At 62.6% G+C, this 13,028-nt stretch carries 13 protein-coding genes; 3 read left to right on the forward strand and 10 right to left on the reverse strand.

Annotated elements, in window-relative coordinates:
- Nucleotides 1-38 precede the first annotated feature (38 nt).
- Together ET21_RS0109840 and ET21_RS0109845 are read left to right on the forward strand one after the other, a co-directional pair.
- Nucleotides 39-395, forward strand: coding sequence for a ParD-like family protein (locus ET21_RS0109840; protein WP_030539544.1), 357 nt, complete (start codon nt 39-41; stop codon nt 393-395).
- Nucleotides 392-979, forward strand: a complete 588-nt coding sequence (locus ET21_RS0109845; RefSeq protein WP_030539545.1) for a zeta toxin family protein — start codon at nt 392-394, stop codon at nt 977-979. Before ET21_RS0109840 ends, ET21_RS0109845 begins: the two co-directional genes overlap by 4 nt.
- 62 nt (nt 980-1,041) lie before the next feature.
- Here ET21_RS0109845 and ET21_RS0109850 read toward each other — a convergent pair whose 3' ends face one another.
- Genes ET21_RS0109850 through ET21_RS0109865 form a run of 4 tightly spaced genes read right to left on the reverse strand, consistent with a single transcriptional unit; the run spans nt 1,042 to nt 4,358 of the window.
- Nucleotides 1,042-1,551, reverse strand: a complete 510-nt coding sequence (locus ET21_RS0109850) for a nucleoside deaminase (RefSeq protein WP_051768095.1) — start codon at nt 1,549-1,551, stop codon at nt 1,042-1,044.
- Between the two features lie 38 nt (nt 1,552-1,589).
- Entirely contained in the window at nt 1,590-2,318 is a 729-nt protein-coding gene (locus ET21_RS0109855; protein WP_037470650.1) for a YggS family pyridoxal phosphate-dependent enzyme, read from the reverse strand.
- 13 nt (nt 2,319-2,331) lie between these two features.
- Nucleotides 2,332-3,660 carry a serine hydroxymethyltransferase gene (glyA, locus tag ET21_RS0109860; protein WP_081856664.1) on the reverse strand — a complete coding sequence of 443 codons (1,329 nt, stop codon included), beginning with the start codon at nt 3,658-3,660 and terminating at the stop codon, nt 2,332-2,334.
- Complete coding sequence (locus ET21_RS0109865; RefSeq protein WP_030539549.1) at nt 3,657-4,358, reverse strand: glutamine amidotransferase; 702 nt, start codon at nt 4,356-4,358, stop codon at nt 3,657-3,659. Before ET21_RS0109865 ends, glyA begins: the two co-directional genes overlap by 4 nt.
- 88 nt (nt 4,359-4,446) lie before the next feature.
- Between ET21_RS0109865 and ET21_RS0109870 the strand changes: the two genes are divergently transcribed.
- Nucleotides 4,447-5,874: a PLP-dependent aminotransferase family protein gene (locus ET21_RS0109870; protein ID WP_030539550.1), complete on the forward strand. Its 1,428-nt coding sequence runs from the start codon at nt 4,447-4,449 to the stop codon at nt 5,872-5,874.
- Nucleotides 5,875-5,906: 32 nt separating this feature from the next.
- Here ET21_RS0109870 and ET21_RS26550 read toward each other — a convergent pair whose 3' ends face one another.
- The 6 genes from ET21_RS26550 to ET21_RS26560 all read right to left on the reverse strand — a co-directional run bounded on the left by ET21_RS26550 (nt 5,907) and on the right by ET21_RS26560 (nt 12,604).
- Nucleotides 5,907-6,791, reverse strand: a complete 885-nt coding sequence (locus tag ET21_RS26550) for a helix-turn-helix domain-containing protein (RefSeq protein WP_051768096.1) — start codon at nt 6,789-6,791, stop codon at nt 5,907-5,909.
- Nucleotides 6,791-8,011 carry a RhtX/FptX family siderophore transporter gene (locus ET21_RS0109880; protein ID WP_030539552.1) on the reverse strand — a complete coding sequence of 407 codons (1,221 nt, stop codon included), beginning with the start codon at nt 8,009-8,011 and terminating at the stop codon, nt 6,791-6,793. The genes ET21_RS26550 and ET21_RS0109880 overlap by 1 nt, the downstream gene beginning before the upstream one ends.
- Entirely contained in the window at nt 8,008-9,051 is a 1,044-nt protein-coding gene (locus ET21_RS0109885) for a PepSY domain-containing protein (protein ID WP_030539553.1), read from the reverse strand. The genes ET21_RS0109880 and ET21_RS0109885 overlap by 4 nt, the downstream gene beginning before the upstream one ends.
- Nucleotides 9,052-9,053: 2 nt before the next feature.
- On the reverse strand, nt 9,054-9,464 hold the full coding sequence (locus tag ET21_RS26555) for a cupin domain-containing protein (protein ID WP_051768097.1): 411 nt from the start codon (nt 9,462-9,464) through the stop codon (nt 9,054-9,056).
- A gap of 1 nt (nt 9,465) precedes the next feature.
- Complete coding sequence (locus ET21_RS0109895; protein ID WP_051768098.1) at nt 9,466-11,637, reverse strand: TonB-dependent siderophore receptor; 2,172 nt, start codon at nt 11,635-11,637, stop codon at nt 9,466-9,468.
- 97 nt (nt 11,638-11,734) lie between these two features.
- Nucleotides 11,735-12,604, reverse strand: coding sequence for a helix-turn-helix domain-containing protein (locus tag ET21_RS26560; RefSeq protein WP_051768099.1), 870 nt, complete (start codon nt 12,602-12,604; stop codon nt 11,735-11,737).
- Between the last annotated feature and the right edge of the window lie 424 nt (nt 12,605-13,028).

The raw sequence follows: 13,028 nt of genomic DNA on the forward strand, positions 1-13,028 counted from the left end.
AGGTAGCAAAATGCTACCTGCTGAATCGGAGGTGATCCATGGCCCAGTCCATCAAGCTTGGCGACGATATCATGAAGATCGTCCGCCGCGAGTCCGAGTTACAGAGCCGCTCGATTGCCGGCCAGATCGCGCATTGGGTGCGTATAGGCCGCGCCATCGAGAAATCGGGCAATTTCGATCATGCCCGGATCACCGCTGCGCTCGCTGGCAACATCGAGACGACCGACCTCACTGATGAGGAAAAGGATGTCTGGCTCGACAGCTTTGTCGAGAAGATGGGGCAGCCTGGGGCCGATGAAGACGCTTTCTTTACCCGGCGGCAGCAGCTTGGTCTGGGTGTGGGGCTGGACGAGGGTGGCAATCTCGTGCGTGAGAAGGCCGCGCATAAGGCATGACGCCGACGATGATCGTGCTTGGCGGACCGAACGGCGCCGGCAAGTCGACCCTCTACCAGACCCGTGTAGCACCAAGCTTCGCAGGACCCTTCATCAACGCCGACATCATCCAGCGCGACGAACTGCGCGATTCTTCTCCAGCCGCGTCTTACGAAGCTGCCAGAATCGCGTCTTCGCGCCGGGCTGACTATCTCACTCGAGGTCGGGATTTCGTGACCGAAACGGTCTTCTCACATCCCTCCAAGCTTGAACTGATCGACGAAGCACGAACCAAAGGCTTCACCGTCATTGTGATGCATGTCGGTGTCGACACGCCAGATCTCTCTGTCGCGCGTGTCGGTACGCGTGTCGAGGAAGGCGGACACATCGTCCCCGAGGACAAGATCCGCGCCCGTTACGCGCGTGGCGCGCCATTCATCCGCGCTGCAATCCTCAAGGCGGATCGTGGCATGGTCTTCGACAATTCGCGCCTCAATCAGCCGCCAAGCCATTGCCTGACATTCGCGAACGGGCGCCTGGTCTTCGCGTTGCCGCGCCTGCCCGACTGGATCAGATCGGTTTATGAAGCAGACTTGGAGATCTGAAGCGAAGTGCGAAGGGTGGCCGGAAAGCGACCCGGTTCCAGCCAGGTAATCGAGCCTACTCTTCATTGAGTGTCGTTTGCATTGAATGTCGTTTGCACAGCCGATCGTCCACCCTGCGTCCAGATGTCGAATGTCGACTGACCTTCCTCGGCCATCATCTGGATGATGGAGATTTCGCGTTCTGCAAGGGGCCGTTGAAGTTCCGCATAAAGCGCTCGGTCGTCGAACCCGGCGCGCGCCGCAGCGTGTCGGTTCGTTGCGAACCGGACAGCCGAGATGCGCGACCAGTAAATGGCTGACATGCACATGGGGCAAGGTTCGGAGCTTGAGTATAGAATGCAGCCATCGAGGAACGGCGCCTCGAGCGTCTTGCAGGCGCTCCGAATTGCAACGATCTCGGCGTGAGCGGTCGGATCCTTGTCAGCATGAACGTGATTGAAGCCTTCCCCGACGATGGCTCCTTCCTTCACGATCACCGCCCCGAAGGGCGGTCCCGAACCTTTTGAGATTGCCTCCTGAGAAAGGGCGATAGCGCGTGCCATCGCTTCCTCAGGCAGAACAGGATTGCGCATCATTGTCTCCGACCGGGGATATTGCTGCTTACGTGCAGTCATCTTGCACCCGGCCAATAATGGGAGTCCGGCAAGGGCCGGGGGCCGAAAATTGCCTGTCCCACCCGCACGACGGTAGCGCCTTCCTCTATGGCGATTTCATAGTCGCCTGACATGCCCATGGAGAGACCATGCCAGTGCTGGGATGGATGGCCTTCCTGCAGGAGGCGTTGCTGTACCTCGCTCAGATCGCGAAAACATTGGCGGACCCGGGCCTTGTCATCGGAAAAGATCGCCAGCGTCATCAGACCGCGCACGCGCAGCGCGGTGAAGGCCGGCAATTCTCTGGCAAAGGCGACCACTTCTTCGGGAGGCAACCCGAATTTGCTCGCCTCGCGGGAGGTGTTGACCTGAACGAACACGTCGAGGCTCTTGCCCTCTGCCTGCAGGCGCCGGTCGAGCGCTTCAGCGAGGCGGAGGCTGTCAAGCGCCTGAAACTCGCTGGCAAAACGGGTGAGGAACTTGACCTTGTTGGTCTGCAAATGGCCGATCACGCTCCACTGCACCGGCAGATCGGCCAGCGCCTCCGCCTTGCTGCGGGCTTCCTGCACCTTGTTCTCGCCGAAGCAGTCGAGGCCGGCGGCAAAGGCCTGTCGCACCCGCTCGGACGGCAAGGTCTTGGTGACCGGCAGCAGTCGGACGGAGCCCGGATCGCGATCGGCACGCGCACAAGCCGCTGCGATCCGGGCGCGCACGATCGCAAGATTGGCGATGAGGGTATCGCTCATTGGGCGCTTGTACCTAAGGTTCGAGCGGGAAGGCTGCGGTAAGATCGCGCACCTGTTGTCGTGCCGCGTCGACAATGGCTTCGTCCGGTGTGCGACCGTGACGGGCGGCATCGAGCAGGGTGAGGATCATCTGTCCGATCAGCCTGTATTCCGCCGGGCCGAATCCGCGCGAGGTGCCCGCCGGGGAGCCGAGACGGATGCCGGAAGGGGCAGAGGGGGGCTGGGTATCGAACGGAATTGTGTTCTTATTGATGGTGAGCCCTGCGCTTTCGAGCAGCTCGGCGGCAAATTGGCCATCAATGCCGAAGGAGCGCAGGTCGACGAGCTGCAAATGGCAATCGGTACCGCCCGTGACGAGGCGCAGGCCCCCATCGGCCAGCACGTCGCCCAGCACACGGGCATTGTCGCAGACCCGTATCGCATAGTCTTCGAAAGCGGAACTTCCGGCTTCGCCGAAGGCAACGGCCTTTGCGGCGATGACGTGCATCAGCGGGCCGCCTTGCGTGCCGGGGAAAACGGCCTTATCGATCCTCCTGCCCAGTTCGGGATCGTTGCTCAGGATCACGCCGCCACGCGGGCCGCGCAATGTCTTGTGCGTGGTCGAGGTCACGACATGGGCATGTGGTAACGGGTTGGGGTATAGCCCGGCGACGATGAGGCCGGCATAATGGGCAACATCGGCCAGGAGATAGGCGCCCACCTCGTCGGCGATGGCGCGTATCGCGGCAAAATCGATCCTGCGCGGATAGGCTGATCCCCCGGCGATGATGAGGCGCGGTCTGGTTTCGTGAGCGACACGGGCAAGATCCTCCAGATCGATCCGCTCATCCTCGCACCGCACCTTGTAGCTTGCGGCCTGGAACCAGCGGCCCGACAGCGTGACCTTGGCGCCGTGCGTCAGATGCCCGCCGCAGGCGAGATCAAGGCCGAGAATGGTATCCCCCGGCTGTAGCAGTGCGAAGAGCACCGCGAGATTGGCATTTGCACCGCTATGCGGCTGCACATTGGCCCAGTTCGCATCGAACAGGCGCTGGAGGCGGCGAAGAGCCAGTTGCTCGACCGCGTCCGACGGGCCACAGCCGCCATAATAGCGCCGCCCGGGATAGCCTTCGGCATATTTGTTGGTGAAGATCGAGCCCTGTGCGGTCCGCACCGCGCGGCTGGCGAAATTCTCGCTGGCGATTAGCTCGATCCGCTCCTGCTGCCGTTGGCGCTCGGCCTCGATGATGGCGAACACATCCGGGTCGGCGCTGGCGATGTCGTCCGGCACCACCTCGCCGCCCAACCGGGAAGCGGTGCCGAACGACGGCGCAAGGAGAAGGGCAGGGGGGTGGAGGGTCATGGCCGCAACTCCTTTAGCCATTGGGAAAACATCAGCCGGCCGGCATCGCGCAACGCAGCTCCGTGACGCGCCGCCTCCGCACGCAGGGCGCATGGGTCGATGCCTGCGGCCGCAAGTTCGCAGGCGTGGCCGATCAGCCAGCGCTCGATCCGCTCGCCGTCCGCCTCCGGGTGAAATTGCAGGCCGAGGATGTTGGGACCGAGGGCAAAAGCCTGATGATCACAGGCGGCGGTTTCCGCCAGTCGTTCGGCACCGGCTGGCATCTCGAACCTGTCGCCATGCCAATGCAGTACCGGCGTGTCGATGAGGTGAGCGAGGGGGCCTGCGGCACCGGCCCTTGTCAGCGAAATGGGTGCAAAGCCGATTTCCTTCTCATCCCCGGGGGCTACGCCAGCGCCGAGCGCTGCCGCCATGATCTGAGCGCCGAGGCATATGCCCAATGTCGGCCGATCGGCAGCGAGCCGTTCCTTCAGCAGTTGCATCTCATCGACGAGAAAGGGATGGCTTCGCGTCTCATACACCCCGACCGGCCCACCCAATGCGATGATGAGATCGGTTTCCACCGGCGCCACCGTTGCGAGGTCATCCACGCCGACATCGCAATAGCGCAGCGCATAGCCAGCCTGCGCGAGCGGTTGCGCGAAGGTGCCAAGATCCTCGAACGGAACATGGCGGATGGCCACCGCGCTTTTCTGCATTGCTGTCCTCCTCGAAAGTCAGGCTGGCCATAGATAGAAACCGGCCTATATAGATGATCCAGTTTTGTGATATCAGTTAGGCCAGTTGATGCGTAACCTGACAATCGAACTCGATCCGCAATCGACACGGCCGCCTTATCTAAAAGTCGCCGACGCGCTGGTTTCCGCCATAGAAACCGGGCGGCTGAAGCCCGGCGCGCGGCTTCCGGGAACGCGCGCACTTGCACAGGCGCTTGGCCTCAACCGTAACACGGTGGATGCAGGCTATCAGGAGGCCATGGCGCAGGGATGGTTGGTGGCGGAGCCGTCGCGCGGGACCTTTGTCGCGCGTAACCTGCCCGACATCGGCCTGGCGCTGAATGCTGGGCTGAAGGCGGTGGCCAAGCCGGCTGCAAGCGCGAAAAGCGCGGAGCCGCACTTGTCGTTCACCGATGGGGCAGCGGATGCGCGGTTGCTTCCCGCTGCGGTGATGGCACGATCACTCCGGCGGGCCCTGGTCCGCAAGAAAGCACTTTCATCGCTCGGATATGATGATGCGCGCGGGACCACGGCGCTCCGCGGGGCCTTGATGGCGCATCTCGTGGCCGAGCGCGGACTGACGTTTGAATCGCACGACCTGATGGTGACGCGCGGAAGCCAGATGGCCCTGTTCCTCGCGGCGCAGGCAATTGCGGTTCCAGGCATGGCGATTGCCGTCGAGAATCCCGGCTATCCGCTGGCCGTTGCGGCGTTCAGGGCCGCAGGCCTGAAAGTGGTTCCCATCGAAGTAGACGAGGGAGGCCTCTCGATCGATGCGCTCGAAGCGGCGCTGGCGCGCGACCCGGCGATCCGGGCGGTGTATGTCACGCCGCATCATCAATACCCCACCACTGTCACCATGGGGGCGGCGCGACGGCTCCGTCTGGTCGAGCTTGCCCGCAACACGCCGCTCACCATCCTCGAAGACGATTATGACCATGATTATCGGTTCGAGGGTGCGCCCGTGCTGCCAATTGCGGCTCGGGCGGCCGGAGAAGCGGTCGTCTATATCGGCTCCCTGTCCAAACTGCTCGCGCCCGGAATCCGGCTTGGTTATGTCGTTGCCGCACCCGATCTGGTGGCGCGCATGGCCATGATCCGGGAAGCGATCGACCGGCAGGGCGACGGCCCGCTGGAAGAGGCGGTGGCGTTGATGATCGCGGACGGCGAACTCGCCCGTCATGCGCGCAAGGCGCGGCGCATCTATCACGCGCGCCGGGATCATCTTGGCGAGCGGCTGGCCGCTTCCTTGCCCGAGGCATTGGCGTTCGAAATCCCACGCGGCGGCCTGGCTCTATGGGCGAAGGTCATCGACGGCACCGATGCCGATCGCTGGAGCGATGCCGCCGCGCGACTTGGCCTTTCGCTCACGCCGGCGGCGCGGCACAGCATCGATGGGCTTGCGCCTTCCGCCTTCCGCTTGGGCTATGCGGGGCTCGATGAGCGGGAAATCGACCGGGCCGTCGAGCTGATGACTGCTGCCCATCTGCGGAATTGAGCGCAGAGAGCCATGGTGGCTGCCTCCGCCGGCTATCCCCTCCGGTCTATCCGAAAGCGCTGGGGCGTGGCGCCCGTGGCTTCGCGAAACTTGGTCGCGAAATGGCTTTGGTTTTGGTAGCCCACTGCGAAAGCGATCTGGGTAATTGTCATCTCGCTGCTGAGGAGAAGAATTTTGGCGCGCTCGATCCGTCTGGTCAGGACGAATCGATGCGGCGGTACACCCATGGATTGACGGAAGGCCTGACCGAAATGATGCAGGCTCAGTCCGGAGATGCCGGCCAGGGTCGTCAAGCTAAGATCATCGCCAAGATGAGCCTCGATGTAGTCGATCACCTGCCGCAGCCGCGCTGATCCCAATCCGCCTTTGATCGGCCGGGGCTGCCATTTTGCATCGCTGTAATGGCGAAAGAGATGGACGGCGAGAATGACGCCAAGTTGTTCTGCAAAAAGGCTTCCACCTGCACCGCCTTCGTCGAGTTCTTCTCGCCAGGTTATCGCCGCGCGCAACAGTCTTTCATTTCGGGTCGCCACCACCGTCCGCAAACTTGCACTGTCTTGTCCGAATGTCTCCTGGCCAACACGGTCCAGCAGGTTCTGATCGAGTGCCATGCCAAGAATTGTTGGGTGTGCCGTCCATCGTTGGAAGAAGGGATTGTCTCCGGGATTGATATGGACGTCGCCGAACTCAACGGTCTTCGTCTGAAGAAGGTCACTTCCGGGCAAACGCCAGTCTATGTTGATAGGGGAGCCCATGTGTACGACGATAGAAAGCTGTTTGCCGCCAATGTACCCGCCTTCATTAGGCGCAAGTGAGCCGTGGACGATATTCACCCCGCCGTGGCTCACATGGGCATCAAGCCGAACGCGCTGCGTGCTCAAGGGATATGAGAAATCGATCAGTTCGGCGTGTTTCATCAATGCTCAGTCATTCCTCTCTTGGTTCTTAGCGACATGAGCGCGCCGCAGAACGCCAGGAGGAGCGCAACGCCGAAGGCTGCCCCATATCCGAAGGAAGCGGCGATGAAGGTCGCAAGGGAGCTGCCGCCCATCTCGCCAAGATCGCGTGTACTTTGCACACCCGTCATGTCCGTGCCGGCCTGATCGGCTTTCTGGGCAAAGGCCATGGCAAGCGTCATCAACGCAACCGAAACACTGCCACTGCCAATTGAACCTGCCACGACCGCAATCAGCGCCATCGTGTGCGTGATGTCGGCCTCGCTGGCACTTGCTTGCATCCACAGGGCGGCTGACAGTGCGAGGCAAGCGAGGCCGGAGATCAGGACAAATCGGATTCCGGCCCGGTTGATTAGCCAGGCACCGCCGCCGCAGCCGATCACGATCGTCGCTACGCCGCCCGCCATGCCGAGCGCACCGATCTGTTCGAGAGGCCAGCCGTGGTCAACCAGTAGGAGCTTGAACAGCGCGAAGGTCGAGCTGGCGGCGACCGCCGTCAGCAGGGCGAGGGCAAGGATCGCCGCGGCACCCCGGCGCCTGATGAGGCGGCCGAGGCTGGCGCGGGGGCGCTCGCTCGATTGCCGGTCAGTGCCGGGTTCGCTCCACAGCAGCGCAAGCAGCAGGCCCACCCCGACAATGGCGGCAACGGCCAGCAGAGCAACCGTTAGTCCGAACAGCCCGGCGAGGATCAGGCAACCCGAGCCGCCGATGAAGAACCCCACCATCGTGCCGCCGACCTGTAAGGCATTGGCTCTGGCGAGCGCAGGGCCATGGACATTCTCCGCCGTCAGCCCATCGGTGGCAGTATCTTGCGTGGCCGAAGCGAGCGAGGAGAGGGTGAACAGCGCCAGTGCGACAGGCGTTGCGGGGCCGGTCAGGCCGATGGCGGCCACGAGCAACAGGCAGAGCAGCACGATGCTTTGCATCGGAATGATCCAGCTGCGCCGCTTGCCCAAACGCGGAGACCATGCATTGTCGACCATCGGTGCCCAGAGGAATTTGAGAATCCACGGCAGGCCAACCAGCGGCAGAAGCGCCAGCCATTGCAGCGAGACCCCGTGCTGCCGAAGCAGGGTCGGCAAGGTCTCCATGGCAAGGCCGAGCGGAATGCCTTGTGTCATGTAGAGAAAGGCGATGAGTGCGAAGAGACGCCATTCGGCGCGTGAGAGCATGATCGTCATGAGTGGGAAGCTTTGCTTGCAGAGGGAGGGGAGCGGCGCAGGCGTCGACGCTGCATCCACAGGAAGAGGCCGGAACAGGCGAGGACCCCGCACAACAGGGCGCAGGCGAGGTAGAGACCGCGCACCGCCGCACTGCTCCAAAGGCCGGTATGGAGAGATTTGGCGGCGATCATCACCTGCATGAAGGCAGGCACCGGTTTGACGAGCAGGATCTGGCCGCTCTGCCGGTCGAACGCGAGCGTGCGCGATTTGGCCCAAGGCGCGGCACTACGATCCAGCAGTATGATCGCGATAGGGCCTTCACCGCGACCCGGCATAATGCCCTGAATTTCCGCGCCGGAATGGAGGGCAAGCGCTGTGGACGCCATGACAGCAAGGCTGGCCGGGTGGACCTGTTCCATCGTTCGCGGCGCGGAACGCTCCGGCCCGGATCGGAACTCGCCGAGCGTCTTGAACGCGAGCAGCATTGCACCGGTCACGCTCAGCAGCAGCAGGAAGACCAGCGCGACAAGGCCGGTCCATTTGTGCAGCGAGGCGAGCGGGTAGGCCCCATGCCATGGCGCGCGGCGCAGCACCCGCATCCGGCGGCGCATGATCGCAAAGCCGGTTATGGCAAGCGTCAGCAGCCCCAGCGAGGTGGTCAGCAAGACCAGCTTGCCTGGCAGGCCGATCAACAGGCTGTTGTGCAGGTCCAGCAGGACTTCGCGCAGCGACGACCCGCTGCGCGCCACGGCGAGAATGCGACCATCTCCGGGATCGAAAGAAACGGTCCGGCCAGTCCTGTTCTCGTCCCGCAAGGCGAGTGTCCACTCCTTGTCCGGAGAAAGGCCCGGCATAATCAACCCGATCTGCGCTTGCGGAAAGCGATGGTTCGCCTCGGCCATGGCCCTGTCGATCCCGACGGGAACGAGCGGGCTGGTCGCTCCCATGGGCCATGCGGCCAGGATAAGCAGGCCAATGCCCGTCAGCGTCAGGATCAGAAAGGGTGCAAGGCAGGCCAGCCCGATCCAGCGGTGAAGTTTCCAGAGTGCTGCGCGCATCGTTACGAACCATCAAGCCATGGCCGCATCCGCGTTCCGCCCGCCGGTGTTACGAACATCAACCGCGAGGGTTCGCGCAGCAGTAGACGGTGCCAGGTGCCGACGGGCACGAGGCAGCTCTGCCCGGCGCGCAGGGGGAGGGGCGCGTGCTCACACCCGCCTTCGTCCGCGATCACGACGTCGATTGCGCCTTCGAGCAGATAGAGCAGTTCATCGCCATGCGGGTGCATTTCCCACTTCTCGGGATGCAGGTCCTTCGGATCGACCGGCGCGAACATGCCGATCACCCTTTCTCCCTGCGACCTGTTGATCTCTCTCCATGCCTCGGGCGAACGGGGCAGGGGGGATGCCTTGCGGGCCTCGGAGTCGAGCCGGACCAGCGTATCGAGCGGGTCGAACAAGGTGACGGCCATGTCAGTACCTCAGGCGAAGGGTGGCCATCACGCTACGCGGGTCACCATACCAATTGTTCCACGCCGTCCCGCCAAGGGTGCGGAAATAGCGTTTGTCGAACAGATTGCTGGCGTTGAGCGCGAGATCGATCCTGGGCGTGATCGCGTAATCGGCCCGCAGATCGACTACGGCGTAGCTGCCCTGAGTCATGCGGACGCCGCCCGAAGTCGTGTAGAAGCTGCTTTGCCAATTGACGCCCGCGCCGACACCGAGCCGCCCGTCAAGTGCCGGAACCCGATAATGCGTCCACAGCTTCACCATGTGGTGCGGGGTGATGGTGGAAAATTCCGTTCCCTCACTGCTGCTGGGGTCGCCGGTAGCCGTGCGGTCGCGCAGATATTCGGTGTCGGTATAGGTATAGCCCGCCTGGATGCTCCAGCCCTGGGCCAGTTCGCCCTGAATTTCAGCGTCGATTCCTTTGCTCTCCACTTCGCCATCCGCGATATAAGCGCAGACCGATCCGGGGGCGCAGGGATAGTCGGGATCGAGCTGTGCCCGGTTCTTCTGGCGAATGCGGAACAGGGCAATGGAGGCGTTGAGCTTGTCGCCGAACCAACTTCCTTTAAGCCCGGCCTCAATGTTGTTGCCGGTCATCGGATTGATGACTTCGCCTTCATAGGTAAGATTGCTCTGGGGCGTGAAGATCGACGTGTAGCTGGCATAGAAGGAGAAGGGACCGCCGACCTTCCAGACCACGCCACCATAAGGCGTGAACTCGCTGTCGACCTGATAGCGCCCAGTTGGGGTGAGCGGCCCGCCGATGCTGGCGCGGCGCACGGTTTCGGTTTCCCACCAGCTTAGGCGGCCGCCGCCGATCAGTGTCAGCTGCTCGGCCAGCTTCAGGCGCAGCACTGCATATCCGCCATATTGTCTGGTGTCGGTCGTCTGTTCGCCCGCCCATGTCCGGGTGTCGGGCTTGGGCGTCGTCACCGGTCGGTCGGTGAACAGGTTCACAGGGCCCATCATGCCGGGCAGGCTGTAGGAGACCTGCTGCGTATGGCCGTCCCAATAGTTGGCGCCGATCAGGATCTGGTGACGCTGCCCGAACAGGTCGAACCCGCCCGAGACATAGCCGTCGAGATCGGTCTCGCGGTTGTCGAAATCGTAGGCCCCGCCGTACAGGATCGGGCCGAGACCGGTCTCGCGGTCTACTGCGCCATAGGCGCTCGCGTAGGTCATGTCGCTGTCGCCATTGATCCGGCTCACCGCCAGCCTCGCTTCCCAGTCACTGCCGAAATCGTGGCGCAACTCGGCGAACAGCTGTGTGTTGTTCCAGTTGCGCTCCGACCAGTCCGCGCCGGTGTAGCGCGAACGGGGCAGGTCGAGCGCTCCGCCGTCGCTGTATCGCGGCACGCCCATATAGGTGCCGTCATCGCGCACATCCTGCCATTTGATAGTCGCGGCGAGCACGGTGCGCGGTGTGACGTTCCACTCCAGCGTGCCGTAGCCGAGCACCTTGTTGCGGTGGCCAACGTCGTAATAATAGTCGCGATCCTCGACCACGCCGACCGCACGGGCACGCAGATCGCCGCCGCTGGTAAGGGGGATGCTGACATCGCCTTCGGCGCGATAGTTGTTCCAGCTTCCTCCGCTCAGCGTGGCATTCGCTGACAGGTCGCGGCCGGGCCGTTTGCGCACCAGATTGATGGTGCCCGAGGGGTTGCCGGTGCCCTGCAACAGCCCACTGGCGCCGCGCAGCAGTTCCACCCTTTCATAGATCGCCATGTCTTCGGTGTTGACGGCCTCGTTCCAGCCCGATGTCGGGATGTCGTCGAAATTGAGCGTGTCGATCACAAAGCCGCGCGAGTAATAGGCAGTGCGCAAGCGCGTGCCCGGCTGAACCGTCACGCCCGGCGCATTTGCCATCACATCGTCGAGCGTTATGAGGCGCTGCTCGTCAAGCCGCTTGCGGTCGATGATGCTGATGGTTTGCGGCGTTTCGGCAATGGTCAGCGGTAATCGCGTACCAATGCCAACACCTTCCGGCATGGCCGCGGTGACGATGATGACATTGGCGGGCACGTCATCGTCAGCCCGATCGCGGGCGCTTGCGACAGATGGAACAGCCAGCGCCAAGGCAAGGATGGAAAGGGAAGCGCCAGCGCACAGCCCCGGTATGCGTGAAACGGACATAGAACCTCGATTGATGCGAATGATTATCAATAGTGGCTCTAGGCGTGGCGGTGCTTCCTGTCTTTTCGATTGCCGGTAAAGATCTTTCGAAATGTGGTCAGTTTATGCCGTGGCGGGAAAGGCTACCGGGCGTAACGCCAAAGCGGCGGGTGAAGGCGACCGTGAAGTGGGGCAGAGTATAGCCGGTCTGTTCGGCCGCAAGCGTTGCGGACATGCCGCCATCCAATAGATGCCAGGCTTCCCGCAGGCGCAGTTCGCGCAGATATTCGCTGATGCTTGAGCCGAATAGGCGCTGGAAACCGACCGTCATTTTCCGGTGACCGAAGCCGAACTGGCGCGCCAGCACATCGACGGTGGGCGGATCGCGCCAATGGCTGTCGAGAAAGTCGCGCAGTTGATGGAGCCGCTGCACCTCTCTGGCATTGGCGAGCGAGGGCTGGCTGTTCGGACGGCCCCCGCGCATGGCCTCGACCGCAAGCGCCGCCAGTTCAAGGGCCTTGCCCGAATTGTGCAAACGCCCGGCTGCACCGCGAAAGGGGCGATGGAGGATACTGGTGGCAAGGCTTCCCATCGCGCGCGGCGTACTGCGCATGGCGTGAAATATGCCGCCGCGCTCCACGCTTGCGGGCAGATTCTGTTCGAGCAAATCCTCGACCAGCCCGGCTTCGAGAAAAAGCGTGAGATACTGCAGCTTCAGGCCTTCCGCGAAATGGTGGCCCAGTCGCCAGTTGTCGCGGCATACGAAAAGGCTGCTGGTGCCTGCGGTGACAATTTCTCTCGCATGGTCGTCCACATTAAGAGAGAAACTGCCATCGATGAGTAAGGCCAGTTTTATGCCCGGCCCGAGATGTTCTTGAGCCTGCTGCGCGGCGCGAAAGCTCTGCGTGCCGCCGCTCAGATGGATGCCGGGCGTTGGCTCGTTTGTCCAGGCTGATGGGCGGGTGGGTAACGGCGTCGCGCTGTTCATGCGTATTCTCGGTTCAGTCGGTGGCATTCTCGCTATTGAGACGTAATCGCAACTAAGGCTGCGTTTGTCGATCCAAAAGTAGCACCGCCATTGAGGGACCGATTTAATCGGTCTTTACCGGCATTTGTCCCGTTTATCCGTGAGACAATAGCCTGCCGTTTCTGTGATGACTCCCAAGCATCCCGGGATGCCTTTGCAAAAGAGCGACTTGGGGCAAGTGCCGGCGATCGAGGTACCCGCCGGACCGGCCATCCTGAACCAAGGTCGGCAGGGAGAGGATCGATGAATGGAAACATTCCGTCGGACGCGGGCGCGTCCGAATGGCGCGATCGTGCGCGCTACGATCGACTGACAGGTTTCGATCAGGCCACATGGGTGTGCACGGCGGTGACAAACCAGGCCAATGGAGCGCCGGCAAATTGCT

It is taken from the genome of Sphingobium sp. DC-2 (assembly GCF_000722555.1).
Taxonomy (GTDB): Bacteria; Pseudomonadota; Alphaproteobacteria; order Sphingomonadales; family Sphingomonadaceae; genus Sphingobium; species Sphingobium quisquiliarum.